This is a genomic window from Oscillospiraceae bacterium MB08-C2-2 (assembly GCA_035621215.1).
Taxonomy (GTDB): Bacteria; Bacillota; Clostridia; order Oscillospirales; family Ruminococcaceae; genus WRAV01.
The window spans coordinates 2,001,297-2,027,828 of the sequence record CP141729.1 but is presented as its reverse complement, the minus strand read 5'-3'; the positions used below and the strand labels follow the sequence as shown (position 1 = coordinate 2,027,828).

28 protein-coding genes are annotated in these 26,532 nt (G+C 50.2%); 16 read left to right on the top strand and 12 right to left on the bottom strand.

Translation table 11 applies throughout. From position 1 onward, the window contains the following. Positions 1–180 precede the first annotated feature (180 nt). Positions 181–1,200 (bottom strand): CPBP family intramembrane glutamic endopeptidase, encoded by a 1,020-nt coding sequence (locus U6B65_09025; protein ID WRS26485.1) that lies wholly within the window; start codon positions 1,198–1,200, stop codon positions 181–183. A gap of 1,520 nt (positions 1,201–2,720) precedes the next feature. Here U6B65_09025 and U6B65_09020 point away from each other — a divergent pair. Beyond that, the gene (locus U6B65_09020) at positions 2,721–4,250 is read left to right on the top strand and encodes an SPOCS domain-containing protein (protein WRS26484.1); all 1,530 of its coding nucleotides are present in this window, start codon (positions 2,721–2,723) and stop codon (positions 4,248–4,250) included. 215 nt (positions 4,251–4,465) lie between these two features. Further along, positions 4,466–5,944 (top strand): stage IV sporulation protein A, encoded by a 1,479-nt coding sequence (spoIVA, locus tag U6B65_09015; protein ID WRS26483.1) that lies wholly within the window; start codon positions 4,466–4,468, stop codon positions 5,942–5,944. Positions 5,945–6,155: 211 nt separating this feature from the next. On the opposite strand, the gene U6B65_09010 is transcribed toward spoIVA, so the two are convergent. After that, complete coding sequence (locus U6B65_09010) at positions 6,156–6,989, bottom strand: hypothetical protein (GenBank protein ID WRS26482.1); 834 nt, start codon at positions 6,987–6,989, stop codon at positions 6,156–6,158. 280 nt (positions 6,990–7,269) lie between these two features. Here U6B65_09010 and U6B65_09005 point away from each other — a divergent pair, with 280 nt between their 5' ends. Genes U6B65_09005 through U6B65_08975 form a run of 7 tightly spaced genes read left to right on the top strand, consistent with a single transcriptional unit; the run spans position 7,270 to position 9,825 of the window. Then, the gene (locus tag U6B65_09005; GenBank protein ID WRS26481.1) at positions 7,270–7,866 is read left to right on the top strand and encodes a ribonuclease domain-containing protein; all 597 of its coding nucleotides are present in this window, start codon (positions 7,270–7,272) and stop codon (positions 7,864–7,866) included. A 13-nt stretch (positions 7,867–7,879) separates the two neighbouring features. Beyond that, a complete protein-coding gene (locus tag U6B65_09000) occupies positions 7,880–8,173 on the top strand; it encodes a barstar family protein (protein WRS26480.1) in 294 nt (97 codons plus the stop codon). A 33-nt stretch (positions 8,174–8,206) separates the two neighbouring features. Further along, positions 8,207–8,503 (top strand): barstar family protein, encoded by a 297-nt coding sequence (locus tag U6B65_08995; protein ID WRS26479.1) that lies wholly within the window; start codon positions 8,207–8,209, stop codon positions 8,501–8,503. Positions 8,504–8,536: 33 nt separating this feature from the next. Beyond that, positions 8,537–8,833, top strand: coding sequence for a barstar family protein (locus U6B65_08990; GenBank protein ID WRS26478.1), 297 nt, complete (start codon positions 8,537–8,539; stop codon positions 8,831–8,833). A gap of 32 nt (positions 8,834–8,865) precedes the next feature. Next, on the top strand, positions 8,866–9,159 hold the full coding sequence (locus U6B65_08985; GenBank protein ID WRS26477.1) for a barstar family protein: 294 nt from the start codon (positions 8,866–8,868) through the stop codon (positions 9,157–9,159). Between the two features lie 33 nt (positions 9,160–9,192). Next, entirely contained in the window at positions 9,193–9,486 is a 294-nt protein-coding gene (locus U6B65_08980; protein WRS26476.1) for a barstar family protein, read from the top strand. Positions 9,487–9,519: 33 nt separating this feature from the next. Further along, complete coding sequence (locus tag U6B65_08975) at positions 9,520–9,825, top strand: barstar family protein (GenBank protein ID WRS26475.1); 306 nt, start codon at positions 9,520–9,522, stop codon at positions 9,823–9,825. Positions 9,826–9,828: 3 nt separating this feature from the next. Here the strand turns inward: U6B65_08975 and U6B65_08970 are convergent, their stop codons facing one another. Then, a complete protein-coding gene (locus U6B65_08970; protein ID WRS26474.1) occupies positions 9,829–10,032 on the bottom strand; it encodes a helix-turn-helix transcriptional regulator in 204 nt (67 codons plus the stop codon). A gap of 83 nt (positions 10,033–10,115) precedes the next feature. Between U6B65_08970 and U6B65_08965 the strand changes: the two genes are divergently transcribed. Then, entirely contained in the window at positions 10,116–10,259 is a 144-nt protein-coding gene (locus U6B65_08965; protein WRS26473.1) for a hypothetical protein, read from the top strand. 116 nt (positions 10,260–10,375) lie between these two features. Here the strand turns inward: U6B65_08965 and U6B65_08960 are convergent, their stop codons facing one another. Continuing rightward, the gene (locus tag U6B65_08960) at positions 10,376–11,746 is read right to left on the bottom strand and encodes a citrate/2-methylcitrate synthase (GenBank protein WRS26472.1); all 1,371 of its coding nucleotides are present in this window, start codon (positions 11,744–11,746) and stop codon (positions 10,376–10,378) included. A 152-nt stretch (positions 11,747–11,898) separates the two neighbouring features. Here U6B65_08960 and spoIID point away from each other — a divergent pair, with 152 nt between their 5' ends. Both spoIID and U6B65_08950 read left to right on the top strand, forming a co-directional pair. Continuing rightward, complete coding sequence (gene spoIID / locus U6B65_08955; GenBank protein ID WRS26471.1) at positions 11,899–12,993, top strand: stage II sporulation protein D; 1,095 nt, start codon at positions 11,899–11,901, stop codon at positions 12,991–12,993. 143 nt (positions 12,994–13,136) lie between these two features. Beyond that, positions 13,137–14,240, top strand: a complete 1,104-nt coding sequence (locus U6B65_08950; protein WRS26470.1) for a glycosyltransferase — start codon at positions 13,137–13,139, stop codon at positions 14,238–14,240. Positions 14,241–14,489: 249 nt separating this feature from the next. Here the strand turns inward: U6B65_08950 and U6B65_08945 are convergent, their stop codons facing one another. After that, positions 14,490–14,699, bottom strand: coding sequence for a helix-turn-helix transcriptional regulator (locus U6B65_08945; GenBank protein WRS26469.1), 210 nt, complete (start codon positions 14,697–14,699; stop codon positions 14,490–14,492). A 96-nt stretch (positions 14,700–14,795) separates the two neighbouring features. On the opposite strand from U6B65_08945, the gene U6B65_08940 reads away from it, so the two are divergent. Continuing rightward, positions 14,796–14,957: a hypothetical protein gene (locus U6B65_08940; GenBank protein ID WRS26468.1), complete on the top strand. Its 162-nt coding sequence runs from the start codon at positions 14,796–14,798 to the stop codon at positions 14,955–14,957. A 205-nt stretch (positions 14,958–15,162) separates the two neighbouring features. Further along, positions 15,163–15,801, top strand: coding sequence for an RpiB/LacA/LacB family sugar-phosphate isomerase (locus U6B65_08935; protein ID WRS26467.1), 639 nt, complete (start codon positions 15,163–15,165; stop codon positions 15,799–15,801). Positions 15,802–16,134: 333 nt separating this feature from the next. Here U6B65_08935 and purD read toward each other — a convergent pair whose 3' ends face one another. The 7 genes from purD to purE form a co-directional block, all read right to left on the bottom strand. Beyond that, complete coding sequence (gene purD / locus U6B65_08930) at positions 16,135–17,412, bottom strand: phosphoribosylamine--glycine ligase (GenBank protein WRS26466.1); 1,278 nt, start codon at positions 17,410–17,412, stop codon at positions 16,135–16,137. A gap of 121 nt (positions 17,413–17,533) precedes the next feature. Next, positions 17,534–19,078, bottom strand: coding sequence for a bifunctional phosphoribosylaminoimidazolecarboxamide formyltransferase/IMP cyclohydrolase (gene purH, locus U6B65_08925; GenBank protein ID WRS28931.1), 1,545 nt, complete (start codon positions 19,076–19,078; stop codon positions 17,534–17,536). A 34-nt stretch (positions 19,079–19,112) separates the two neighbouring features. After that, entirely contained in the window at positions 19,113–19,715 is a 603-nt protein-coding gene (purN, locus tag U6B65_08920; protein WRS26465.1) for a phosphoribosylglycinamide formyltransferase, read from the bottom strand. Further along, a complete protein-coding gene (gene purM, locus U6B65_08915; protein ID WRS26464.1) occupies positions 19,708–20,748 on the bottom strand; it encodes a phosphoribosylformylglycinamidine cyclo-ligase in 1,041 nt (346 codons plus the stop codon). Before purM ends, purN begins: the two co-directional genes overlap by 8 nt. Next, a complete protein-coding gene (purF, locus tag U6B65_08910) occupies positions 20,745–22,175 on the bottom strand; it encodes an amidophosphoribosyltransferase (GenBank protein WRS26463.1) in 1,431 nt (476 codons plus the stop codon). The genes purM and purF overlap by 4 nt, the downstream gene beginning before the upstream one ends. A gap of 51 nt (positions 22,176–22,226) precedes the next feature. After that, entirely contained in the window at positions 22,227–22,937 is a 711-nt protein-coding gene (purC, locus tag U6B65_08905) for a phosphoribosylaminoimidazolesuccinocarboxamide synthase (protein WRS28930.1), read from the bottom strand. Between the two features lie 86 nt (positions 22,938–23,023). Next, positions 23,024–23,521, bottom strand: coding sequence for a 5-(carboxyamino)imidazole ribonucleotide mutase (gene purE, locus U6B65_08900; GenBank protein WRS26462.1), 498 nt, complete (start codon positions 23,519–23,521; stop codon positions 23,024–23,026). Positions 23,522–24,256: 735 nt separating this feature from the next. Between purE and U6B65_08895 the strand changes: the two genes are divergently transcribed. Further along, positions 24,257–25,120, top strand: coding sequence for a fumarylacetoacetate hydrolase family protein (locus U6B65_08895; GenBank protein WRS26461.1), 864 nt, complete (start codon positions 24,257–24,259; stop codon positions 25,118–25,120). Positions 25,121–25,155: 35 nt separating this feature from the next. Beyond that, the gene (locus U6B65_08890) at positions 25,156–26,520 is read left to right on the top strand and encodes an MATE family efflux transporter (protein WRS26460.1); all 1,365 of its coding nucleotides are present in this window, start codon (positions 25,156–25,158) and stop codon (positions 26,518–26,520) included. The last annotated feature ends 12 nt before the right edge of the window (positions 26,521–26,532 follow it).

Genomic DNA, 26,532 nt, shown 5'->3' with positions numbered 1-26,532 from the left:
AGAACCATTGGTTGGCTGCCCTGAAAGGATTTGCGGACACACGCCGCAAATCCCTTGTGCAAGGTTTTTTGTCATATTCGGCAAAAAACCTTGCACCTAAACAATTCAAAAACGCCGTTAAAGTATTGCTATTGCTACATTTTTGAATTGTTCAGTAGGCATTAAATAAAGGTATTGCCACTACTGGAAATTCACCATTGTAATGCCCAGCACCGCCAGAAAATAGAGAATAAAACCGGGCGTGGTGAAAAAGTGCTTATATTTCCAGCCTTCCGATACAGGCAGGCGGCGGGGCAGCGAAACATAAAAGTTAGGATACCGCAGCCGCATCCACAAGAAGCCTGCTGCACCCAATGCCAGATAGAACAGCAGCATCAAGCCATAAAGGCTGTCGCCACCGGGAATGCTGCGCAGCAGCAGCTCAAAAATCATCGCTAAGCTGTTGTTGACCAGATGCATCCAGATGCCCGTTGCAACAGAGCCGGTGCGCAGCACAAAATATCCCATCACCAGACCGGATATAAAAGCATTGGGCCCCTGCACCAGATTGCCGTGGGCAAAGGAAAACAAAATGGAGGAACCGATCAGTGCGAAGCCATCTCCGAAACGCCGCAGAGACTGCATGACAACACCACGGAATACCAGCTCCTCACAAATGGGGGCTACAATGCCAATAAGAGCAAAGTTCAGAAGAATGCCCACCGGATCTTCCGGCAGGCTGATATCCGCCATGGTAGGCACAAGCCCAAACACACTTTCCAGAAATACTGAAAGCATGCTGGCCAGGGATACTCCGCCCACCACAACAGCCAGATTCACACAGGCGGCCGCCGCAATCAGCCCTGCCGGAACCGGCTTGCGGGGGATCGCCGCCTTGGCAGGAATGCCCACCACTGCTGCCATCAGCAGCCCGGGCCCTAAAAAGGCTACAATGTAGGTAATCAGGTTGCCTAAATGATAGGCGATGCTTTGGTCATCCACCGAAATGGAGAGCGTATCAATATCCAAAGAAATAAAACCGGCTCCAAAGCCCAGCAGAACCGGCAGAAAAAGGCTGATTACAATATTAAGCAACAGCCCGAAGCCCACAGTGTTGGAGTTGCCCCGCAGCATCTTCCGGAATTGCTGCTGTGGGTTGGGATATGGGGAACCCTCTGGCGCCGAGCTGTAGGAGGCGCCGGGCACTTGATTTTCATTCATGAAACCACCTCGGTGTTGAAAAATAAGCGAAGTGAATCGCCTTGCATAAGAAATAGCGGATTTTAGCGATATTACGCCGCAAAAATACCTTTCACGGCCCAATGGAGTTGATATTCAGCACTTCCGCACTCATGCCGTGCGGCTGGCACATCCATTCTTTTTAAAAGAAAAAGAATGGATGCAAAGAAAAAAAGGCTATTTGCTCTTGCCCCGCCGGAGGCCGGAGGGGGTTTATGGGGGAACTGGTTCCCCCATAAGGCGCTTTGTGGCTGGAGCTTAGCGCAAGCCACCTATACATTTTTCGCAGAAAATGCAAGCGCTTTGTTCCCCCTTGGTACCCCCCAGATCCAAAATTAGGCTGAATGTAAATTTGGGCTTTAGCTCTTGGCTGTATCCGACACAATTCTCTCAAACATGAAAGTAAAGCGTTATGGTAGAATTACCCATGATCGCAGGCAGAGCATAAGATGATACAATTTCTGCCTTGCAAATATTGTATCATAATTTTCATCAAATAACTACCGCTTGCGGGCAGATCCCACAAATGCTGTATGGGTGACAGCCTCGTGGTAAAAAAGGAAGCCTTTTTTGCAGTTGGACAAGGCAATTTTGCTCCGTTGGGGCAGTAAAGGCATTTTTAAAGAAATCCCCTTTAACACAAATGGCCTTCCTTGCGTATACTAAACCAAGGTCACATTTTAATTCATGCCAAACACAGATTAAACAGCCGATCGATTTGAGCTGTGCTTGGTAATATGGGGCAAATACTCGTGTGGGGTGAAGAAAGTGGGAAGAAGGTGCCAAAGAAGATTCCGATGTGAAAGAACCGTTACAATGTTAATTGCTTTTGGCGCAGGAATGCTTTTGGCATTGATTTGTTCTTTAAGGCTGGCGCTTCTGCTCGCAGCCATTGCGCTGATCTATCTGGGAATTCTTTTTATTTCATACTGATTGCAAAGGTGGTGTATTGGTTTGAAGATTGTCGTATTTAAAAGCCCTCGATTTCTCAGTCCGCTTCTGCGGCTTATTTTTAAAATCAAAAAAGAGGCTGATTAAAAAATTTTTCCTCCCAACACGCCTGAACCTCCTTTGCAGCGCTGTTAAAAAAAGGGCCCCATTTATCAGAAAAAGATATTTCAGCGTCTCATTGGATTAAGGCGGATATTCCCGGCTGAGGAAATAGAAAGTGTGGGGAAGCCCCAAAGAGGTGTTCCCCGGTTTTTCGCAGTACATATAAACAGGCTTTGAAATTTCCCTTTCTCTTTGCCCAACGCCCTTGGCTGTATTCAATAGACTTCCAAAGCATAAAAAGGCTGTTGCTTTCTCTTTAAAGAGAGCAGCGGTCTTTTGTTTGTATACTTCTATAGCTTCAAAACTGTTATACAGTAAGTTGGCGGCAAGTGTGCCTATAGTTTGTGCCATTATTTTTTCTCTTTGAGAAAGACAATGGCTTTTTTGTACTATATTGGACAACAGGCGAATATATTTGTTTTAGAAAATAGGAGAGGTGAGGGATTTTTATGGAGCTTAAAGTATCCAAGCAATCAGTTGCCATAAACGAAGTGATCTATGATGGTTCTGTGGAGCAGCCCATCGAGTGCGATGCGCTTCTGCCCGATTATTGCCCAGACATTGTTAAAATCCTCAAATGCGGGATTTCCCCCACAGTGTCCAGCAGTACAGTGACAGGAGACCGCCTGACCATCGAAGGCATGGCCATCGCCAAAATTTATTATACCTCCGAAACACCTTGTGTGCGGCAGGTAGAGTACAAAATCCCCTTCAGCAAAACCATCGATTTGCGCTCAGCCCCCAACAAGCCAGTTGTGACAGTGGATGTTACGGTGGATTATGTCAACTGCCGGGCCGTTAACCAACGCCGGGTGGATGTTCGGGGTGCCCTGACCCTTTCTGCCAAGGTGATCAGCATCAAGGAAGAAACCGTTGTCAGCGGCTGCGAGGGCGGTGGTGTTCAGCTGCGCCAGAATGTGGTGCATGCCACCGAGATGACCGGCCAGTGCCGCAGCCCCTTCACTGTATCGGAGGATCTGGAGATCGGCAATGGCAAATGCTCAGTGGGCGTTGTTCTGCGGGCGGATGTGCAAGCCAATGTGCAGGATTTCAAGATTGTGGCCGGCAAACTGGTGGTTAAAGGCGATTTGATGGTGCATGTGCTGTATCAATCCAAAGAGGATGAAAACGATTTGGAGTGCACCGATTACAGCCTGCCACTGAGCCAGATTGTGGATTGCGATGGCGTGGATGAAGACAGTGTCTGCATGGTAGAGCTTTGTGTGCTTTCCTGCGATGTGCAGCCCAAGGCGGATAGCGATGGCGAATACCGGCTTCTTTCTCTGGATGCCCGCTTGGAAGCTATGGTAAAGCTGCACCGCCATGTGGAGGTGCCTGTTGCCTCCGATTGCTACTCCACCCAGTATGACTGCAAGAGCCACCGCAAGGCCGTTGCCTTCCAGAAGCTTACCGATGTGGTGCGGGAGAATATCCCCCATAAAATGAGCTTGGATCTTCCTGAAAATGTGGAGAAGGTCATGGATGTTTGGTGCCAGCCGGATCAAACCGGATGGAAGCTGGAGGATAATGCCATTAAGGTGAACATCAAGTTTAACATCTGCATGTTTACCAAGATGGATGACGGCTCCACCATGTATTTTGAGCAGCCAGCCTCTGTAGAAAACAATATGTCGGCACAGCCTTCTTCTGGAACAAACTTTTCCCCTAAAGCGGCGATTCTTGCCACCAGCTTTGCACCTATGGGCAAAGAAAAAGTGGATATACGCTGTGATATTCTGGTGAGCGGTTGTCTCTACAGCGATTTCAAACGGGATATTCTGGATCAGGTGGAGGTCAATGAGGAATCACCCAAAAAGAAAGATTTCAACAAGCTCTATATTTACTACACCGATCCGGGTGAAACCGTTTGGGATATTGCCAAACGCTACAATACCTCCCAAAACGCCATCTGGGATGAAAATTCGCTGGAAAGCGATGAGCTGGGTGAAAAACGTATGCTTCTTATCCCCATTATATAGTGACTTCACGCTAAAAATGGCAGCCCCTGCATAAAAAATTAAGCATTCCGGGCAGAGGCAAGGCCAGTGAAGAAACTATACACCACCTTTCACCCGCTCCTGCGGGAGAAAAAAGCCGCTGCGTGTGCAGTGGTTCCCAAGCAGCCCGCAGGACTGCTTGAAAGTGAAATAAGTATACAGTAGCCCAAGTGGCAACGAAAGGAGATTTAGCGGGTATGGAAAACCGTAGCATATACACCGATATTGCCAAGCGTACTGATGGCAACATCTACATTGGGGTGGTGGGGCCTGTGCGCACAGGTAAATCCACCTTTATCAAAAAATTTATGGAAACACTGGTTATTCCCAACATCGAGAGCGAATTTGTACGGGAGAGGGCGGTGGATGAGCTGCCCCAGTCCTCCGGCGGGAAAACCATTATGACCACGGAGCCCAAGTTTATCCCAGAGGAAGCAGTCAATGTCAAGCTGGGCGAAAATGCTTCCATGAATGTGCGGATGATCGACTGTGTGGGCTACATTGTTCCAAGCTCTCTGGGCTATATTGAAAACGAGCAGCCCCGCATGGTTATGACCCCGTGGTATGATAAGGAAATTCCCTTTAACATGGCGGCGGAAATCGGAACCCAGAAGGTGATCAACGATCATTCCTCCATTGGGCTGGTGGTCACTTGCGATGGTTCCATCAACGATATCCCCCGTGAGGAATATCAAGAAGCGGAGGAGCGGGTTATTTCCGAGCTGAAAGAGATCAACAAGCCCTTCGCCATTCTTCTCAATTCGGCTTATCCTCAATCCGAGCAGGCCAACCGCCTTTCGGAAGAGATGATGGAAAGATATAGCGTTCCGGTTATTGTAGTCAACTGCCTCCAAATGGATGAGGAAGACATCAAAGAGGTTCTTAAAGGGGTTCTCTACCAGTTCCCGGTCAAGGAAGTCAGCGTGGATATCCCCAGCTGGATTATGTCTCTGGATAAACATCACTGGCTGAAATCCGATGTGTTTGGCGCCATTCAGGAGTCTGCCAAGGATATTGAGCACATTAGTCAGGTAGAGCCTGCTTTTGAGAATTTGAATGAATGCCAGCACATCCAATCCCACCAGATCAAAGATATTAATCTGGGAACCGGCAGCGTTCAGATTACCATCACCGTTCCTTCCGAGCTGTTTTATAAGATACTGGGCGAGGTCACCGGGCTGGAAATCGGCGGTGAAGGCGGCCTGATGCCTTGCATGATCGAGCTGGCCCGGGTGAAGAAGGAATATGACAAGATCAAGGGCGCTCTGGAAGAGGTGGCCGCCACCGGCTATGGCATTGTGATGCCGGCCTTGGATGAGCTGACCTTGGAGGAGCCGGAAATTGTCAAGCAGGGTGGCCGGTATGGTGTTAAGCTTAAAGCTTCCGCTCCCTCAATACATATGATGCGTGCGGACATTACCACCGAGGTTTCGCCCATTGTTGGCAGTGAGAAGCAGTCGGAAGAGCTGATTATGTATCTGCTCCGGGATTTCGAGGAGCACCCGGAAAACATCTGGAGCTCCAACATCTTCGGTAAATCTCTCCACGAGCTGGTCAACGAAGGACTGCACAATAAGCTTTACCGGATGCCATCGGATGCCCGCATCAAGCTGCAGGAGACCATTGAGCGGATTATCAATGAGGGCTGCGGCGGCCTGATCTGCATCATCCTTTAGCGTTTACTTTTTTAAGCAAAAAGGGTTTGGGGTGTAACCATTATAAACAAGGGCACTGCCTATAAAAGGCGGTGCCCTTGTTGCATTTTATTGGTATAGTAAAATATTACAGTTGTTTTTATATGCTGTCGCGGTGCACTTCGAGCAAATAAAAAAGGCACAGCCCTCAAAAGGCTGTGCCTGTGCTGCGTGTTCTATTTAGTATTGTAAATCAGCCCAGCTCACGGGCCACCGAACGGCGAAGAGCCACGGTAAAGCACAGAGCATAAAGGCTCATGGCGAAAATCAGCAGGCTGCCCCACTTGCCGAACAAGCCGCTGGATAGAGGCCGCTGAGTCAGAAGAAGCCAGAGCGTATCGGGAATCACAGCTGCAAAGCCCAGCAAAGAAGCGCTCAAGCCCATGGGTACCGCATAGTTTCGGCCCTTGAGACTGCCTACGTTGCACATGGTGCGGGCGTGGCCCAAAAGAAAAATATTATAAGAAGCCAAAAACAGCAAAACCAAAACATTATCCGAAACCGTTGCAAGAGTTGTTGTATGATTGAAGGAGATAATCAGCAGAAGAGCCTGCCAGATCACCGGGATAATCAGCCAGAACACACTGGGCTCCCGGGGGTTGGCTCGCAGGCCGCCGGTTCCGATAATGAAAAATACGATGCCGGTCAGCACACAAAGCCCCGCCAGAAAAAAATTCCCCACCTTGTTAAACGGGTGAACCTCCCGCTGGGTTAAAATATCCCCCACCACCTGCGTGGTATAGAGGAAGCAGGCAAACCCCAGCAGCACAGCGGTAAGATTCATCGGCCGGTCGTTGTAAAAGGCGCTATACCACGTGATGGTGTTTTGCCGCAGCATGTTCCAGAGGAAAAAGGCGATGGCGATCACCAGCAGCCCACGGAATATCCAGACAGCAGGCGCCCCGCCGTTATAAAAGCCGGAAAAGGGATCGATGATCTGAAACTTTAGAAACAAACGCAGCCCTGTGCACAGGGCCAGAGCTGAGAGATACACCGCCATCATATTGCGAAAGGCTGTTTTTTCCATATAGTCAGTCCTTATTTCGTGAGTATTGCCCCAAAGAGGCTTCTTTAGATAAGATAAGTATACCCCAAAGCAGGTTCAGGGTCAAGGAAAAGAGAACAGCGCTTTGTGCAAAGCTACTTTACCCTATGGAACTATTGTGCTACAATTTTGTTATATAGTACATAAATTTAAATAAAATTTAAAAAACTTTCAAAAATCAGCTGTTTATGCGCAAATTATGTCTGTTTTATCCCTATAGGTGAAAGGAGTTTTTCCTTATCACATAATAGGGGTGACAGAAATGTATGTCAAAAAAATGTGTGGGTATGTATTGCCCTACGAATCCACAGGTGCTTATTTAAAGGGGCTGCTGGATTTTTATGACCCGCCCACTACAGAAAGCACCAATTGGAAGCACTGGATAACCCAAATCGATTTTAGGCGATGCCGGCTCTGTATGGTCATGCACGGCAAGATTTACGCTATAAACGAGGTGCCCGAACCGGAACCGCCCCTTCATTACAATTGCCGATGCGATATTGTGGGTATGAAGGCGGTTCTGGCAGGAAAGGGAACCAAAGATGGCTTCAATGGGGCAGATTGGTGGATCAAAAGCTTTGCCGCTTTGCCGGACTACTATATTTCAAAGGAAGCGCTAGAAGAGTTAGGATGGAGGAGAGGAAAGTCTCCTGTTAAATTCGCACAGGGGAAAATGGCTACAATGGGCGTCTATAGAAACGATGACGGGCATTTACCGCAGGCTCCCGGCCGCATCTGGCATGAAGCGGATATCAATTACTACAGCGGAAAGCGCAATCGGCATCGCCTGCTTTGGTCCAACGATGGTTTAACCTTTGTAACCTACAATCACTATGAAACCTTTGCCGAAATTTTATAAGGAGGCCCTGAAAATGAGCGAGAAGAAAATCATCACCCTGGATTTAACAGACTGCAAAAATTGGGTGGAGCTTCAAGAAAGGATTCAGAAGGTTTTTGACTTTCCAGATTGGTACGGAAAGAACTGGAGTGCCTTCTGGGATTTGCTGCGCACCGATTGCGATGCAGACAAGATTGAAATTATAGGGGAGCACACATTGTCTGAAGGCTTTGAATGGCATCTTGAAAAAATGCATGAAATACTACAGAGAAACAAGGAAGATACAGAAAAAAGTGGGTGGATATGTGATTTTGAAATCCTAAGCTAGCACCTGCCGAAATAGTTTAAGGAGGCCTTTCAAGTGAACGAAAAGAAAATCATCACCTTGGATTTAACAGGCTGTAAATCGCTGGATGAATTACACCAAAGAATTAAAGGGGCCTTTAACTTCCCGAATTTTTATGGAAAGAACTGGGATGCCTTTTGGGATTTGCTTTGGAGCGAGTGTGATGCAGACAAAGTTGAAATCATAGGAGAGAATACATTACCTAAGGATTTTATATGGCATCTTGAAAAAATGCATGAGGTTTTACAGGATAATAAAGATGAGCACAAGCTCTGTGAGTGGTCGCCCTTCGATTTTGAAATCCTAAGCTAACGCCTGCCGAAATAGTTTAAGGAGGCTTTTCAAATGAACGAAAAGAAAATCATCACCTTGGATTTAACAGACTGCAAAAATTGGGTGGAGCTTCAAGAAAGGATTCATAAGGTCTTTGATTTTCCAGATTGGTATGGAAAGAACTGGAGTGCCTTCTGGGATTTGCTTTGGAGCGAGTGTGATGCAGACAAAGTTGAAATTATAGGAGAGCATACATTATCTAAGGATTTTGAATGGCACCTTGAAAAAATGCATGAAATATTACAGAGAAATAAAGATGAAAATGAACTGTATGGATGGCCCCCCTTTAATTTCGAAATCCTAAGCTAACGCCTGCGAAGTAGTATAAGGGGGCCATGCAAATGAGCGAAAAGAAAATCATCACCTTAGATTTAACACACTGCAAAAATTGGGTGGAGCTTCAAGAAAGGATTCAGAAGGTCTTTGACTTTCCGGATTGGTATGGGAAAAGCTGGGATGCCTTCTGGGATTTATTGAGTACCGATTGCGATGCAGATAAAATTGAAATTTTAGGGGAGCACACATTGTCTGAGGACTTTGAGTGGCACCTGGAGCAACTACATGCAATATTACAGCGAAGGAAAGAAATGGGAGAAAAATATGGATGGGAAGGCAATTTTGAAATCCTAAGCTGACGCCTGCCGAAATAGTATAAGGGGGCCCTGAAAATGAGCGAAAAGAAAATCATCACCTTGGATGTGACAGACTGCGAAAATTGGGTGGAGCTTCAAGAAAGGATTCAAAAGGTCTTTAACTTTCCGTATTGGTACGGAAAGAACTGGAGTGCCTTCTGGGATTTGCTGCGCACCGATTGCGATGCAGACAAAGTTGAAATCATAGGAGAGCATACATTATCTAAGGATTTCGAATGGCATCTTGGAAAAATGCATGAAATATTACAGAGAAACAAGGAGAACAGTGCGAAATATGGGTGGGAATTCGATTTTGAAATCCTAAGCTAGCGCCTGTCGAAATAGTTTAAGGAGGCCCTGAAAATGAGCGAAAAGAAAATCATCACCTTGGATTTAACAGACTGCAAAAATTGGGTGGAGCTTCAAGAAAGGATTCAAAAGGTCTTTGAATTTCCGTATTGGTATGGGAAAAGCTGGGATGCCTTCTGGGATTTGCTGCGCACCGATTGCGATGCGGACAAAATTGAAATTATAGGGGAGCATACATTGGCTGAGGACTTTGAGTGGGACTTTGAGTGGCACCTTGAACAACTACATGAGATATTACAGATGAACAAGGAAGATTCAGAAAAAAATGGGTGGATATGTGATTTTGAAATCCTAAGCTGACCTTTACCTTTTATTGCTCAGGCCGAGAATATAATCAGCGCTGGTATTGTAATACTGCGCCAGTTTGATAAGAGCCCAGACCGGGATTTCCCGCTCGCCAGTTTCATAGCGCCAATATACGGTGCGTTTCATGTTTAGTAATTGGGCAATTTCATCCTGTGTTTTGTCGGCATCGTCCCTTAAATCACGAAGTCGCTGGAAATACATACGATCACCTCTTGACAAAGATACCATTTGGCGACATAATATAATTTATAATTTCACCGTACGGTGAAAAAAGAGGTGATAACATGCCGGATTACCAAGCTTTGTATTATGGGCTGTTCAACGATGTCACCGATATTATTGAACGCCTGCATGCTGCCCAGCAAAAGGCAGAGGAAGGCTACATAAGCGCTGGGGAAAGCAGCCCTTCCGAAGAATACCTCGATTAAAGCCTTTCAGGGCAGAGCAAAGGGCCACGGAACACTTCTGTTCCGTGGCCCTTTGCTTGCTGCTCCGCCCCGGCAAGGGACAGTTTCGGGGTGCTGCATTGTTTTTTCGGGTAAGCTTATCTTTCCGAAAGGGGAATATACTGGGCACTGCGGCCCAAAGCACGGTATGCAGGACGAATAATTTTACTGCTGGTGATGATCTCCTCGATCCGGTGGGCGCACCAGCCGGCGGTGCGGGCTACCGCAAAGATAGGAGTATACAGCTCGGGCGGGATGCCCAGCATCTGATAAACCAGCCCGGAATACATATCCACATTGGCGCAAAGCACCTTGCGTTCGCCACGTTTTTTGAAGAAAACCTCAGGGGTCAGCTTTTCCACCAGATTGAGCAGCTTATAATCCTGCTCCACTTCGGTGCCAACCATCAGCTTTTCAGCATGGGATTTTAGAATCAGCGCACGGGGATCGCTGAGGGTATAAACAGCGTGGCCCATACCATAGATCAGGCCGGAGCCATCACCCACTTCACCGTTGACCATTTTCATCAAATAGGCAAAGACTTCGTCTTCGTCCTCATAGTTCTTGATATTGGCCTTCATATCTTCCAGCATGGCCTGCACCTTATGGTTGGCGCCGCCGTGGCGGAAGCCCTTCAAAGAGCCGATGCCCGCCGCAATGGAAGCATAAGTATCGGTGCCGGTGGAGGTGAGAACCCGGGTTGCAAAAGTGGAGTTATTACCGCCGCCATGCTCTGCGTGGAGAATCAGGCAGAGATCAAGCAAGCGGGCTTCATCCTCGGTGAACTGCTTGTTGGGGCGCAGCATCCGCAGAATATTCTGTGAGATCGAAAGATTGGCTTTAGCTGTATGAAAATACATGCTCTTGTTGTCATAGGCGCGGCGCTTCACCTGATAGGCTTCCACCATAATCAGGGGCAGGCGGGCCAAAATCTCGATGGACTGGCGAATCACATTCTCCAGAGAGATATCATCGGGGTTTTCATCATAGGAATAAAGAGCCAGCACCGAGCGGGCCATTTTATTCATTATATTGCGGGAAGGGGATTTAATAATCAGGTCATCCACAAAGTTGTCAGGCAGCACCCGGTTGGCGGCGATCAGCTCCTGAAACAGTCCTACCTGCTCTTTGTTGGGCAGGGTGCCGAACAGCAGCAGCCACACCACTTCCTCAAAACCATAGCGGCCCTCGGCGGCACAGCCATCAATAATATCCCGAATATCCACGCCACGGTAGACAAGTTGGCCTTCCTGAGGGATACGCTCGCCCTCATCGATCAAATAACCATGTACATTACAAATACGGGTAATGCCCACCGGCACGCCGGTTCCGTCTGCGTTGCGGAGCCCTCTTTTGATTCCATACTTCTCGAAATCAGAAGGGACAATGTAGTTATACTTGCGGCTCTGCTCGCATAGAATCTTAATGTCGATACTGCTTGCCTTATTGGTCCCCAAGGTTTCGTTCATGGTGTTGCCTCCTCATCATTTAAGGGGTCTGACAGATGAAATCATGCAAATATCAATATCAGATATTATAGCTTATTAAAGAGGCATAGTCAACAACAATAGTTAAAATGCGGATTTGCGGTTTTTTGTGCAAAAAGACGAGGAGGTTCATTATGAAGGCTGCGATGACATTTATTGCAATTTTTGCGTTGATGCTGCTAATTGTTCCCATGATTGCCCTCAATTTTAGGGTGGCCACGCCTGCCAAAGAAAAAATCCCGGTTCATACCCCCGGGGCAGCCGCTCAGGTGGATGCGGTTCTGCCTGCCTCATCCTCCGAGAGCTCTTCTAAAGAGCTGCCGGAGCAATCCCAGCCGGAAAAAGAGGAACCGAAAAAAAGCACAGCCGCTTCGGCCGAGACTTTTCGCATCCTCAACCAGACCACCGGTGCGGTGGAGGAGGTTTCTCTCCGGGATTATGTAAGAGGAGCCGTGGCGGCAGAAATGCCCGCCCTTTTTCATACAGAGGCACTGAAAGCACAGGCGGTGGCGGCCCATACCTTTGCCCTGAACCAGCGCCTGACCCAGCAGAAAAACCCCGACCCGGCTCTTATGGGAGCGGATTTTGCCGCAGACCCCATCAACCGAAAGATTTATATCACCGAGGCCCAGGCCAAGGAATTTTATGGCGATGGCTTTGATGTTTATTGGAAGAAGGTCTGCGAGGCCGCGGATTCGGTGGTTTCCTATGTGCTGGAATACGATGGAGAGCCCATTGTGGCGGCTTATCACGCCATGTCTGCCGGGCTGACAGAATCGGCTGAAAATGTCTGGGTCAACGGAGCGCCCTATCTGGTTCAGGTGGAAAGCGAAGGGGATTATTATGCCCCCGATTACCACACCGAGAAAAAGCTTTCCAAGGCAAAAACGGCCGAGGTGCTATCCGCCGGTTTTGCCGGCTTTGACCCCAAAGCCGACCCGCAGGAGTGGTTTTCCGACATTGAGCGGAGCGATTCCGGTTATGTCACGGCGGTGACCATTGGAGGTGAGCAATACCACGGCAAGGATTTGCGAACAGCCTTTGACCTGCGCTCCCACAACATAGATATTACCTATGCGGATGGAACCTTTACCTTTGATGTTTACGGCTACGGCCATGGGGTGGGGCTTTCTCAATATGGTGCGGATTTTCTGGCTCGGCAGGGCTATACCTTTGATAAAATCCTTGAGCATTATTATGCCGATACAGTGCTGATGCGAATTGAATAAAAATTAGCCAAAACCCGGGCAGGGAAACGAGATTTCAAACGTTTTCCTTGTCCGGGTTCTTTTTTGGTGTTGGGAGATTCACCAACTGATGGGAGGAAGCATACACTGAACAATGAGCTTTGCTGCAAATAGGAGGCGTTTTAATGGCAATTACCATCAGTCTTTGCATGATTGTTAAAAATGAGGAAGAGGTTCTAGCCCGCTGTCTGGATGGGGCTTCCCGCTTTGCGGATGAAGTTGTGATTGTGGATACAGGCTCCACCGATGCGACCAAAGAAGTTGCGGCCAAATATACCGATCGTATTTATGATTTTGAGTGGCAGGATGATTTTTCTCTTGCCCGGAACTATGCATTTTCCCTTGCAACTCAGGATTATATCATGTGGCTGGATGCCGATGACATTGTGGATGAAGAAAACATTGCCAAAATCCTCGAGCTGAAGGAAACCCTTTCTCCCGATGTGGATGCGGTGATGTTTCTTTATAATATTGCCTTTGATAAGCAGGGAAAGCCAACCTTCCATTATTACCGGGAGCGGCTTGCCAAGCGCAGCCAGAACTTCCAGTGGAAGGAGCCGGTGCATGAGCATCTGGCCGTAGGGGGCAATATCAAAACCTTGGATATTGCTATTATTCACGGGCATAAAAACCGAATCCACTCCGACCGGAACCTGCACATCTATGAATCGATACTGGCCAAAGGAGAAGAGCTTTCCACCCGGGGCTGTTATTACTATGCTCGTGAGCTGATGACTCACAAGCGGCACCGGGCCGCTGTCAGCCGCTACCAAATGTTCTTGGATCGCAAAGACGGCTGGGTTGAAGATAAAATCAATGCCTGCGGCGATATGTTTGATTGTTACGCAGCATTAAATGAGTCGGATAAGGCCCAGGAGGCCTTATACAAAAGCTTTACCTATGACCTGCCCAGGCCGGAAATCTGCTGCCGGCTGGGGAGCCTTTATATGAAAAGCAACCGGTTGGAAAAAGCCATCTTCTGGTATGAAACGGCACTCCAACTTAAGCCCGGAGTAAACTGGGGCTTTGTGCGTGAAGATTATCGGGGCTACATTCCCCACATGCAGCTGTGTGTCTGCTACGATCGAATCGGCAATCGTGAAAAAGCTCTGCTGCATCATGAGGCCGCCAAGGCGCTGCGCCCAAACGATCCGGCCGTTTTGTTTAACGAAAATTACTTTAATCCTCCCAGTGAATCCAGCAAAAAAGACAGTAGCTCAAAAGAATAAATTGATTGTTCCGTAATTCTGACTCAGACGGATCGATTTCGAAACGCTTAAGCTCCAGCCGCGCCGGGTGCTCTTGCCCTGCGATTATATATGCCTGCCAGAGGCTTTGCAAAAAGTTTTTGATTTGGGAACAGCCCTGCCGGGGTTGCTCCCAAAGGCAGGCCGCTGCTGTCTCATAGGGTCCCAAACAATGCCTGGGCTTCAAAACATCCTTGAGATGAATTGAGGTCCGGGCATATTTGAGTGGTCTTAATCCGGGATATATTCCACCACATCGGCCAGAGTGCAGCCAAGAATTTTGCACAGGGAATTCAGGGTGTTGGTGGAGACGGATTGATTTTTTTTCAGCCGTAGAATGGTGGAGCCATTGATGCACTCATCCTTCCGTTTGTTGCGCAGAGTATAGGTGGTTGCGCCTTTGGCTTTCATGGTTTTCCACAGCGGTGCGTATGAGATCATGGGGATTTTCCTCCTTTACTTTTCTTCATTATGTCTTATAATGATCATAGTACGTTATGATTAATATTAATCATAATACAAGAAAGGGGTAAAGAGATGGATTATAAAAAAGCTTATTGTATTTTGTTTAATGGGATCACGGATGCTCTTATGGAACTGAATAAAATTGGCAGATATGTGACAGAAATTGAGGCCACAAGAGTGATGCTGCAAAATATACAGAAAAAAACAGAGGATATGTATATAGAGGCGCCCTGATATGAAAGAAGCCCTGGAGCAGGCTCGATGTAGGTTTTTATTAGAAAATGGATTGGGGAATTTTATATTAAAAACCGATCTTTGGTGGCGAAGGGAATGTTTTAGCCTTGACTTTAGGGACAAACAGTGAGAAAATTAAAGGGAGAAAAAAATCCCCGGCGGCGCCGATTTGGCGGTGCCACAATCACCAAGGAGGAATTAAGCCATGAGAATAGCAATACTGACCGAAATGAGCACCAAGGCAAAAAACCAGTTTGTTGTCAAGGCACTGGAAGGCAGACCCGGCCATGAGATTCACAATCTCGGCATGAAAGATATCGAGGGAGAGCCCGAACTCAACTACATTGATAACGGTCTTTTGACAGCACTTCTGCTCAATTCCGGAGCAGTGGATTTCATTGTCAGCGGCTGCGGCACCGGTCAGGGCTATTTTAACTCTGCCTGCATGTATCCCGGTGTGTTCTGCGGCATGATTTTGGATCCTGCTGATGCTTATATCTTCCCCCAGATCAATGCTGGTAACTGCATTTCCTTGGCTCTGAACAAGGGCTTCGGATGGGGCGGCGATGTGAACCTCCGCATGATTTTTGATGAACTTCTTTCTGTTGAGTTTGGTGGAGGCTATCCCCCCGAGCGCAAAGCTCCTCAGGAGAAATTCCGCAATATGCTGACTCAGGTTTCCAAAGATAATCACCTGGATATGCCCGCTATCTTTGATACCATGAATCAGGATGTTGTTAAGCATTGCTTCACCTTCCCCGGTGTGAAAGAGCTGATGGATCAGAACGCTGATCCTAAGAACCCCACCACCATTGCCTACTACGCTAAGCTGAAAACCCTGTAAATTCGGCTTTGTGAGCACAAATATTTAGAAAAGCGCCCGGACTTTACCTTAGAGGTAATGTCCGGGCGCTTTTATGCCTGCGAACGTTATTTCCAAAAGGAATTGGCACCGAGCAGGAAGAAGGATTCGGTGTTACTCGGTGTCGGAAAGCCGAAAAGCCCGCTTATATAGCAGCCAAACTTGAAAACGAAGCCATCGTTTTCAAGTTTGGCTGCTACAGTTGTATAGGTTCAAAATCGTCGCGTGGTTTTCAACAGAGGCAATCAGCCTCTAACCACCAAAGGCGGTCTAACCGGCTTCATATTCATATGCAAATGAGAGGAGTGCAATGCTTTAGTGGCTGTGGCCGCCAATATCCCGGCGGAAGTGAGCATCCGCAAAGTGTATGCACTCCACACCGGCATAGGCCTTTTCTAAAGCTGCGGGCAGGCTCGGGGCAGTGGCGGTAACCCCCAGCACCCGGCCTCCGGCGGTCAGATATTGGCCGTTTTCCAAGCGGGTACCGGCGTGATAAACGGTGGTATCCGCCTGCGACTCCAGCTGGCCTGCGGTATTTAGGCCTTCAATGGCACAGCCGGTTTGATAGCGGCCGGGGTAGCCGCCGCTGGCCATAATCACGCAAGCGCTGGCGCCCGGCTTCCACTTAATTTCCATGTCGGCCAGGCGTTCTTCCCGCACCGCCATGAGAATATCCAGCAGGTCGGTTTCCAGCAGAGAAAGCACAGCCTGTGCCTCTGGGTCGCCAAAGCGGCAGTTGTATTCAATCACACGGGAGCCTTTGGGGGTCAGCATCAGACCGAAATATAGGCACCCTTTAAAGGGGCGTCCTTCTGCGGCCATGGCTCGGATGGTGGGGAGAAAAATCGTTTCCATACACTGGGCGGCGATATCGGGGGTATAGTGCGGGTTGGGCGCAATGACACCCATGCCGCCGGTGTTAAGGCCCTTGTCGCCATCCAGTGCCCGCTTGTGATCCATGGAGGAAATCATGGGGAGCACCGTTTTTCCATCAGTGAAGGCCAGCACTGAAACCTCGGGGCCGGTGATGAATTCTTCCACCACCACCCGGCTTCCGCTTTCGCCGAACACCTTATCCTCCATGATGGACTTGATGCCTTCCAGTGCCTCCTCCAGATTCTGAGCGATGATAACACCCTTACCCAAGGCAAGGCCATCCGCCTTGATAACAGTGGGGAAGCTGTTTTGGCTGCGGATGTAATCACCGGCCTGCTCGGGTTGGTCAAAAACAGCAAAATCCGCTGTGGGGATGCTGTATTTGCGCATCAGGTTCTTGGAAAAAACCTTGCTGGCTTCAATTTGTGCCGCCAGTGCCGTGGGGCCAAAGGCAGGGATGCCCGCCTTTTCCAGCGCATCCACCATGCCCAGCGCCAGAGGATCATCAGGGGCCACCACCACAAAATCAATGCTTTGCTCTAGGGCGAAAGCGGTCATGGCCTCCAAATCCGTGACCTTGATGGGTACACACTGGGCCTGTGCCCCGATGCCGCCGTTGCCCGGTGCACAGAAAAGCTGGGGGGCCGGGTTGCTTTGGGCCAGCTTATGGATGATGGCGTGCTCTCGGCCGCCGCTGCCCACTACCAAAACCTTCATGCTGCTGTATCCTCCCTATTTAAGCTGGAAAGTATTGTATTAGAGTATAGTCTTTTTATGCTGTTCCCCGCCTTAGGCGGGGAACAGCATAACCTTTCCAGCGTTTCGTTGCAAACTGTGGTTAGTGTTTAAAGTGACGCATCCCAGTAAAGACCATGGCGATACCGGCCTCGTCACAGGCTTTGATGCTTTCCTCATCCCGCACCGATCCGCCGGGCTGAATAATGGCGGTGATCCCTGCTTTAGCTGCCGCTTCTACACAATCGGCAAAGGGGAAGAAGGCATCGGATGCCATCACGGAGCCGGTTGCATTTTCTCCGGCATAGCGGATCGCCAGCTCCAAAGCGGTGATGCGGTTGGTTTGCCCCGGGCCTATGCCGGTGGTGCGATTGCCCTTAGCCAGAGCGATTCCGTTGGATTTCACATGCTTGACCACCTTCCACGCAAAGAGCAGCTGTTCCAGCTCCAAAGCGGTGGGGGTGCGTTTGGTGACTGTTTTTAGCTCGCCTTCCAGCAGGCAGGTATCCAGCTGCTGAACCAGCAGGCCGCCAGCCACCTTTTTCATATCCAGCATGGTGCTGTCGTTGGCTTTGGCCAGACCGGGCAGCTCCAGAACACGCAGGTTCTTCTTTTTCAGCAGAATTTCCAGTGCTTCCGGGGTATAGGCAGGCGCAAGGATAATTTCCAGAAAAATACCGTGGAGCTTTTCTGCTGTCAGCCCATCCACTGGACGGTTCAGAGCCACGATGCCGCCAAAGATCGAGACAGGGTCGGCATCATACGCATTCTGGAAGGCCTCAGCCAGCGTTTCGCCCACGCCTACACCACAGGGGTTGGCATGCTTGACCGCTACAGCGCAGGGCTGGGTTTCGCCGAACTCCTTAAGCACATCCAGCGCACCGTTGGCATCGTTGATGTTGTTGTAGCTTAGCTCCTTGCCGCCCAGCTGCTTGGCGGCTGAAAGAACATTATCCCGGCTGGAAATCTCCCGGTAAAAAGCGGCTTGTTGGTGGGGATTTTCGCCGTAGCGCATGGTCTGCACCCGCTCATAGGTTAGAGTGAGATCGGGGGCAAAGGTTTCAAGGCCTGCCTTGCGTCCAAGATAATCGGCAATGAGGGCATCGTAGGCGGCGGTATGGGCAAAGACCTTGGCAGAAAGGGCAAACTTCTGCTCCCGGGTGATGCGGCCGTTTTTCAGCGCCTCCAAAATGGGGGCATAATCCACCGGGTCAACCAGAACCGCTACATCCTGCCAGTTTTTAGCGGCTGCCCGCAGCATAGTGGGGCCGCCGATGTCGATGTTTTCCACGGCCTCCTCAAGGGTGCAGCCTTCTTTGCGGATGGTTGCCTTAAAGGGATACAGATTGATAACCACCAAATCGATGGGCTCCACGCCCAGCTCTTTAAGCTGCTCCATATGGGTGGGGTTTTCACGCATGGCCAGAATTCCCGCATGAACCATGGGGTGCAGGGTTTTCACCCGGCCATCCAGACATTCGGGGAAACCGGTGATTTCTGAAACCTGGGTAACGGCGATTCCTGCTTTTTCGAGTGCCGAGGCGGTGCCTCCGGTGGAAAGCAGCTCAAAGCCCAAGGCTTCCAACTCCCGGGCAAATTCAACCACCCCGGTTTTATCTGAAACACTGAGAAGTGCACGCTTTTTCATCATTATTACCTCCGTCAAAGAGTTGCTGTCTGTGTTATCTGATTTCATCGGTGCACAAAAGAGCCACCGCCCGGGGCAAAAGCTCCCATTCCGCCTGCTCCATGACCCGGCGCTGGAGGGTTTCGGGGGTATCCCCTTCCACAACCTCCACCGCCTTTTGCAGCAGGATAGGGCCGCCATCCACCACGCCGTTGACCAGATGCACGGTAGCCCCAGTTATTTTAACCCCACGCTCCAATGCTGCTTCGTGAACCCGCAGCCCATAAAATCCAGCGCCGCAGAAGGCAGGAATCAGGGAGGGATGCACATTAACAATACGCCCGGAAAAAGCGGCAATCAATTGTTCACCCAGAATGCGAAGAAAGCCAGCCAGCACCACCAGCTGGATATCCCGCTCTTTGAGCAGACGCACCAGCTCACGGTCATAAGCCTCACCGGGGAAAAACTTCGCCGAAAGGGTCAGGGCTTCGATGCCCGCCTTTTTGGCTCTTTTCAACGCAAAGGCATCGGCCCGGGAGGAAATCACGCAGGCAAGGCGGCCGTTTCCCAACTGGCCAGCCTGTTGGGCATCAATGAGAGCTTGCAGGTTGGTGCCGCCGCCGCTGACCAGCACAGCGATTTTCTTACGCTCAGACAAACCGTACCCCCTCGCTTCCCTCTGCCACCGAGCCGATAATCCAAGCCTGCTCACCCTGCTCCTTGAGAATAGCCACTGTACGGTCGGCATCCTCCGGGCGAACAGTTAAGCAAAGCCCGGCACCCATATTAAATGTATTGAGCATATCCCGCCGGGGAATGCCGCCGGCCTTTTCAATCAGACGGAAGATAGCGGGGATTTCCCAAGAGTTTTCCTCAATAACAGCGGTCATGCCCTCGGGGAGAGCACGGGGCAGGTTTTCATAAAAACCGCCTCCGGTAACATGGGAGATGGATTTTACTGTGATTTCTTCCAATAAAGCCAGCACAGGCTTAACATAAATTTTGGTTGGGGTCAGCAAGGCTTCGCCCAAGGTCGTGCCAAGTTCGGGGAAGTATACGGAAAGATCGCAGGTTTCGATATCCAGTACCTTGCGAACCAGCGAAAAGCCGTTGGAGTGAAGCCCCGAGGAGGCCACAGCCACCAGAGCATCCCCCGGACGGATGGAATCCTTATCCAGTATTTTGGCTTTATCCACCACACCCACCGAAAATCCAGCCAGATCGTATTCGTTTTCAGGATAGAAACCGGGCATTTCAGCGGTTTCCCCGCCGGAAAGGGTGCATCCTGCCTGCACACAGCCCTCAGCCACACCGGAGACAATTTCAGCCACCCGCTCGGGAACGTTTTTGCCTACGGCCAAATAGTCAAGGAAGACCAGCGGCTTTGCCCCACAACAGATGATGTCGTTGACACACATAGCCACGCAGTCAATGCCGATGGTATCATGCTTATCCATGCGGAAAGCGATTTTCAGCTTGGTGCCTACACCGTCGGTGCCGGAAACCAGCACCGGGTTGGAGATGCCGGTTAAATCCATTTCAAAGAGGCCGCCAAAGCCGCCGATATCCGATAAAGCCCCTTTGGTCAGGGTGCGCTGAACATGGCTTTTCATCAGCCGAACCGACTCATACCCGGCGGTGACATCCACCCCCGCTGCCTTGTAGCTTTCACTAAAGCTGTTCTGACTCATGCTTTTACCGCCTTTCCGAGGGGTTGCTCGAATTTATTTTTGCAGGTTTCTTCCGGGGGCTCAATGGGATATCGGCCGGAGAAGCAGCCCACGCAAAAGCCGCAGTTTGCCCCCTCAGCAATTTTTTGCACATTTTCCACTGATAGATAGGCAAGAGAATCCACGCCGATGTAATCCCGGATTTGGGGAATGGTTTTTTGGCAGGCAATCAGATGATCCCGGCTGTCAATATCCGTTCCAAAATAACAGGGATTGAGGAAAGGAGGAGCGGATACCCGCATATGAACCTCTTTGGCTCCGGCCTCCCGCAGCAGCTTAACAATACGCCCGCTGGTGGTGCCCCGGACAATGGAATCATCAATCATAATGACCCGCTTGCCTTTAACGGTGGAGGCAATCACATTCAGTTTGATTTTTACCGCATCCTCCCGCTGGTTCTGGGTGGGCTGGATAAAGGTGCGCCCCACATAGCGGTTTTTGATGAAGCCTACCCCATAAGGGATGCCGGACTGCATGGAATAACCTAAGGCCGCATCCAGCCCCGAATCGGGAACACCGATGACCACATCGGCATGAACCGGGCTTTCCAGTGCCAGAAAGGCGCCGGCACGCTGGCGTGCTTTGTGAACATCCGCCCCTTCAATAACAGAATCGGGGCGGGAAAAATAGACAAACTCGAAAACACACAGATTGCCCTTGCTGCCGCAGTGGGTTTCAATGCTGCGCAGGCCGTCGGAATCCGCCACCACAATTTCACCGGGCTTCAGCTCCCGAATCAGGGTTGCCCCCATGGTATCCAGCGCACAGCTTTCGGAGGCGAAAATAATGGATTCACCAACCCGGCCGATGCACAAAGGCCGGAAGCCGTTGGGGTCACGGGCGGCAATCAACTTGGTGGGGGACATCACCACAAGGGAATAGGCTCCCTTGAGCTCGAACATGGCCTGTTCCACCGCCTTTTCGATGGAACCGGAGGTGAGGCGGGCCTTGGTAATGATGTAGGAAATCACCTCGCTGTCGTTGGTGGAGTGAAAAATCGCCCCGCCCAATTCCAGCTGCTCCCGCAGGGAGGCATGATTAACCAGATTGCCGTTGTGAGCCAGTGCCATGGTGCCTTTCACATGGCGCACCACCAGAGGCTGGGCATTGGCCCGGTTGTGGCTGCCAGTGGTGGAATAGCGCACATGGCCCACCGCCATGTTGCCGGGGCCAAGGCGTTCCAGCTGCTCCCGGGTAAACACCTCGGGAACCAGCCCCACATCCTTGTGATCCCGGATCACTCCATCGTAATTCACTGCAATGCCACAGCTTTCCTGCCCACGGTGCTGCAGAGCGTACATTGCATAATAAGCCCTTACGGCCGCATCCTCACGGGTAGGGTCATAAATGCCCACAACACCGCATTCCTCGTGCAAGGTATTCATCATAGAGTTTTCTCCCTCAATTGCTTGTTGGATGATCGGCGGTTGTTCCAAGACTTATTTGCCCATGAGGCGGTGGAGAATCTCCTCATAGGCCTGCTCCACATCGCCCAGATCACGGCGGAAGCGGTCTTTATCCAGCTTTTCGCCGGTAACACTATCCCAGAAGCGGCAGGTATCGGGGGAGATTTCATCCGCCAGCACAATGGTGCCATCGGTGGTGCGGCCGAATTCCAGCTTGAAATCGATCAGCTCAATATTCAGATCGTGGAGATATTCACCCAACAGCTTGTTGATTTTAAAGGAGTAATCCGCAATGATTTCCAGCTCCTCGGGGGTAGCCAGCTCCATGGCGAAGATATGATACTGGTTGATCATGGGGTCACCCAGTGCATCATCCTTATAGCAGTATTCCAGCACGGTTTTGGCCATACGGGTGCCCTCGGGCAAGCCAAGACGCTGGGAAAGGGAACCGGCGGCGATGTTGCGAACAATCACTTCCAGCGGAACAATGGTAACCCGCTTGACAAGAGTCTCCCGGTCGCTTAATTCCTCCACAAAATGAGTGGGGATGCCCTGCTTGGCCAGCAAGCCCATCAGATAGTTGGTTACTCGGTTGTTAATGGAGCCTTTGCCTGCAATGGTGCCCTTTTTCTGACCATTGAAAGCGGTGGCATCGTCCTTATAGGAGACAATGCAAAGCTCCGGGTCGGCAGTGGCGAAAACTTTTTTGGCTTTTCCCTCATAAAGCTGCTGTGTTTTTTCCATCATATTAACCATTCCTTTCAAACTGTTTATGGGTTGATGGCATCCTGCCCGATTTAAAGGATAGATGCACCTAATTTTATTAAGAATTAAGCTTGTTTTGTTTTTTCCTGCATGGCGGCGTCTTTTGCCAGAACCGACTGCTCTTGTTCCTTTTTCATCGCCGACAGCTTAGCGGCCAGTGATTCGTCAGAGAGAGCCAGCATCTGGATAGCCAGCAGAGCGGCGTTTTCTGAGCCGTTAATAGCAACGGTGGCAACCGGAACCCCAGCGGGCATCTGCACAGTGGCAAGGAGGGCATCCAAGCCATCCAAAGCGGAGGCCTGCACCGGAATGCCGATAACGGGCAGAGTGGTGTGAGCTGCCAGAACACCGGCCAGATGTGCAGCCTTGCCTGCGGCGGCAATGATTACCCCAAAACCGGCTTCCCGGGCACTTTCCGCAAAGGCACAGGCGGCCTTGGGGGTGCGGTGGGCACTCATAACCCGTGCCTCGGCTTGGACACCGAATTTCCGCAGGGTTTTTATGGCCGGTTCAACAACCGGATAATCGCTGTCGCTTCCCATGATTACAGCTACTTTTTTCATTGATGCATGTCCCCTTTCAAAATAAATAGAACAAAAGACACAAGCTCCCAGTGCCTGAGGCAGAGGAGGCTAAATTGACAAATCAGCGAAAAAATCAAAAAGGCTGCAACACTCCCGTGTTACAACCCTGCTAATATTGTGCGGCAATATATCCCTTCCCAAAAGACTGAAAGGCATCTGCAAAACTTTTTTTATTCAGTTGTTGATTCCCGGTTGAAGACGGCACGCTAACCCCTCCCGAAAACAGCAACAGCCAACCCAAGGTCAGCCGTCATTTTTTGAATGTTCCATCAAAAATTCGAAAACTACGCCCAATTACTCTTAAATTGTATCCCATCCGAGGAAAAAATGCAAGTGCTAAAAAAATAAATTGCAAAATATACAATCGGGGGCCAAGCTTTATCCTGTTTTTTGTGCAATAGAGTTTCGATTTCTATTTTCAGGATTTTGCTTGTGATGGAAGTGTCAATGGCTTTTCAGCGCTGTAAAATCAGAACGTTTTTTTATAGCTTTTTAGGATCGCGAAAGACACAAAAAAGGTTCGAATATTCTGTAAATCAAAAGGCCGGATTTCCACCCTTTTTCATAAATTATATGCTATACTGGGCATAAAGACCGCTGGTATATACTCCCCTTTGTGGGAACCCGCCAACCTGCAATGCAAATGTGGGCAGGGGCGAGTGTCTTTGATCAGGCAGAGGGTGGGGTTCACTATTCTATAAAGGAGCTGAAAAAATGAGACTGACAAGTTTTTATGAAAAAGGCATAGAGTGTCTTGGCGTTGTCACTGAAAATGGAATTCTGGATGTGCGGCAGGCGGCGGGCCAAGCAAGTGGGGTTCCTCTGACGATGGCACAGGCCATTGAAATGGGCGCAGAAGGGCTGCGCAGGCTGGAAGCTCTGCCTTTGGAGACTGCGCACCTGCGGCAGGCAAGCGAACTAGAGTGGGCACCGGTGATCCAGCCGGGCAAAATGCTTTGCGTGGGCTTTAATTACCACAAGCATGTTTCTGAAAGCAGTGCCGAGCTGCCCAAGTTCCCCATTTTGTTCAGCAAGTTTTCCAATGCCTTGGCGGCTCACAACCAGCCGGTTTCTTTGCCGGAGGCGGTTTCCGGCCAGTATGATTACGAAGCGGAGCTGGTTATTGTCATTGGGCGTGAGGGGCGCTTTATCCCCAAGGAAAAGGCCATGGACTATGTGTTTGGCTTTACCGTTGGCAACGATATATCCGCCCGTGATCTCCAGTTCCGCTCCGGCCAGTGGCTGATCGGAAAATCCTTGGATGGCTTTGGCCCCATTGGGCCTTACCTGACCACCACCGATTCCCTTGACTGGGCCAATCTGGAGGTAACCTGCCGGGTCAACGGCGAGCAGCGCCAGAAGGGCAACACACGGGAAATGATTTTTGATTGCTGTGAAATTATCCGTTATGCCTCCCAGTTTATGACCCTGTGCCCCGGCGATATCATTTTCACCGGAACCCCCGAGGGTGTGGTGATGGGTATGCCTAAGGAGCGGCAGCTCTGGCTCAAGCCGGGCGATGTGGTGGAAGCGGAAATTCAGGGGATTGGAACCCTACGCACCCCTTTTATCAAATAAAAAGTGCCTGCGCCAAAAAAGGAAGGTGACCGGATTTGTGTGAAACCGATACCCGCCCCCGGGAGCTGTGGAGCAACAGGGAGTTGGTACAGTTGGTGTGGCCTTTGGCCATAGAACGGCTGCTTGTGGCGTCTCTGGGCATTATCGATACCGTGATGGTTGCCTATCTGGGTGAAGAGGCAGTCAGCGGAATTTCACTGGTTGATATCATCAATATCATCCTGATTGATGTTTTTACATCCCTCGCCACCGGCGGCACGGTGGTATGCAGTCAGTATCTGGGCAGGCGGGATGGGGAAAATGCTTCCCGCAGTGCCGAACAGCTGATTTATACCGTAACGGCGATTTCCTTTGCGGTAAGTATTTTCGGGGTAGCGTTCCACGGCCCTATTCTGCGTCTGCTTTACGGTCAAATTGCTCCCGGGGTTATGGAAAGCGCCCAAACGTATTTTTGGATTTCAGCAATTTCTTATCCTTTTGTGGGAATCTATAATGTTGGCAACGCTCTTTTCCGCAGCACCGGCAACAGCCGTGTGGGCATGGCTACCTCGTTTTTATCCAACATTCTAAAGGTTGGGGGCAACCTTTTCTTTATGTCTCGATTGAATATGGGAGTAGCCGGAGCCGCTGTCTCTATGGTCATCTGCCGGGCAGCCTCCGCGGCCATGGTGATGATTCTGCTTTATCGCTCCCACGATGGGCCTCTGCGCATCGGGCGGCTGTTCCCCATTCGGCTGCGGTGGGATATCATCCGGGGTATCCTCAAGGTTGGGGTTCCCACTGGCTTGGAGGGCGGCATGTTCCAGATGGGCAAGCTGTTTTTAGTTCGCCTGGTTACCACCTTCGGAACAGCGGCCATTGCAGGCAACGCTTTTATTAACATTATTATGACACTGGGGAACATCCCCGGTATCTCCATAGCCCTTTGCATGCTCACGGTGGTAGCTCAGTGTGTTGGTGCAGGGGATAATGGCGCTGCCCGCCGCTATGCCCGCAAGCTGGTTTTAGCCAGCTATGGCGCTATGACTGTAGCCAATGTGGTGATTGCTTTGCTGCTTAGGCCGGCGTTCAGCCTTCTGTCCATTTCCGGCGAGGCGATGACCTATGCCTTTTGGGGCAGTCTTGTCTTTTGCATAGCCGCCATTTTTCTCTGGACCTTAGCCTATTGCCTGCCTTATGCCCTGCGCGCTGTGGGCGACGGCAAATACACCATGTGTGTATCCGCCTGCTGTATGTGGATGCTGCGGGTAGGCTCGGCCTATTTTGTGGCCCATGTGTTCGGGCTGGGCATGCCCAGTATCTGGATTGGCATGGTATTGGAATGGACCGCCCGGGCCATCGTTTATCTGACCCGTTGGAAAAGCGGCAAATGGGAAGCAAATCGGGTTTTAGCTGACTAATACTTTCGGGAG

Bases quoted from the DNA above. Each gene is read 5' to 3' on its own strand.
- spoIVA (WRS26483.1), top strand. From the start codon at position 4,466: ATGGAAAACCGTAGCATATACACCGATATTGCCAAGCGTACTGATGGC.
- purM (WRS26464.1), bottom strand. From the start codon at position 20,748: ATGAGTCAGAACAGCTTTAGTGAAAGCTACAAGGCAGCGGGGGTGGAT.
- purC (WRS28930.1), bottom strand. From the start codon at position 22,937: ATGGAAAAAACACAGCAGCTTTATGAGGGAAAAGCCAAAAAAGTTTTC.
- U6B65_08940 (WRS26468.1), top strand. From the start codon at position 14,796: ATGGATTATAAAAAAGCTTATTGTATTTTGTTTAATGGGATCACGGAT.
- U6B65_08975 (WRS26475.1), top strand. From the start codon at position 9,520: ATGAGCGAAAAGAAAATCATCACCTTGGATTTAACAGACTGCAAAAAT.
- spoIID (WRS26471.1), top strand. From the start codon at position 11,899: ATGAAGGCTGCGATGACATTTATTGCAATTTTTGCGTTGATGCTGCTA.
- U6B65_09010 (WRS26482.1), bottom strand. From the start codon at position 6,989: ATGGAAAAAACAGCCTTTCGCAATATGATGGCGGTGTATCTCTCAGCT.
- U6B65_08980 (WRS26476.1), top strand. From the start codon at position 9,193: ATGAGCGAAAAGAAAATCATCACCTTGGATGTGACAGACTGCGAAAAT.
- U6B65_08970 (WRS26474.1), bottom strand. From the start codon at position 10,032: ATGTATTTCCAGCGACTTCGTGATTTAAGGGACGATGCCGACAAAACA.
- U6B65_08985 (WRS26477.1), top strand. From the start codon at position 8,866: ATGAGCGAAAAGAAAATCATCACCTTAGATTTAACACACTGCAAAAAT.
- U6B65_08895 (WRS26461.1), top strand. From the start codon at position 24,257: ATGAGACTGACAAGTTTTTATGAAAAAGGCATAGAGTGTCTTGGCGTT.
- U6B65_08935 (WRS26467.1), top strand. From the start codon at position 15,163: ATGAGAATAGCAATACTGACCGAAATGAGCACCAAGGCAAAAAACCAG.
- purD (WRS26466.1), bottom strand. From the start codon at position 17,412: ATGAAGGTTTTGGTAGTGGGCAGCGGCGGCCGAGAGCACGCCATCATC.
- purE (WRS26462.1), bottom strand. From the start codon at position 23,521: ATGAAAAAAGTAGCTGTAATCATGGGAAGCGACAGCGATTATCCGGTT.
- purF (WRS26463.1), bottom strand. From the start codon at position 22,175: ATGATGAATACCTTGCACGAGGAATGCGGTGTTGTGGGCATTTATGAC.
- U6B65_09000 (WRS26480.1), top strand. From the start codon at position 7,880: ATGAGCGAGAAGAAAATCATCACCCTGGATTTAACAGACTGCAAAAAT.
- U6B65_09005 (WRS26481.1), top strand. From the start codon at position 7,270: ATGTATGTCAAAAAAATGTGTGGGTATGTATTGCCCTACGAATCCACA.
- U6B65_08945 (WRS26469.1), bottom strand. From the start codon at position 14,699: ATGATCTCATACGCACCGCTGTGGAAAACCATGAAAGCCAAAGGCGCA.
- U6B65_09025 (WRS26485.1), bottom strand. From the start codon at position 1,200: ATGAATGAAAATCAAGTGCCCGGCGCCTCCTACAGCTCGGCGCCAGAG.
- purH (WRS28931.1), bottom strand. From the start codon at position 19,078: ATGAAAAAGCGTGCACTTCTCAGTGTTTCAGATAAAACCGGGGTGGTT.
- U6B65_08990 (WRS26478.1), top strand. From the start codon at position 8,537: ATGAACGAAAAGAAAATCATCACCTTGGATTTAACAGACTGCAAAAAT.
- U6B65_08960 (WRS26472.1), bottom strand. From the start codon at position 11,746: ATGAACGAAACCTTGGGGACCAATAAGGCAAGCAGTATCGACATTAAG.
- U6B65_09020 (WRS26484.1), top strand. From the start codon at position 2,721: ATGGAGCTTAAAGTATCCAAGCAATCAGTTGCCATAAACGAAGTGATC.
- U6B65_08950 (WRS26470.1), top strand. From the start codon at position 13,137: ATGGCAATTACCATCAGTCTTTGCATGATTGTTAAAAATGAGGAAGAG.
- U6B65_08965 (WRS26473.1), top strand. From the start codon at position 10,116: ATGCCGGATTACCAAGCTTTGTATTATGGGCTGTTCAACGATGTCACC.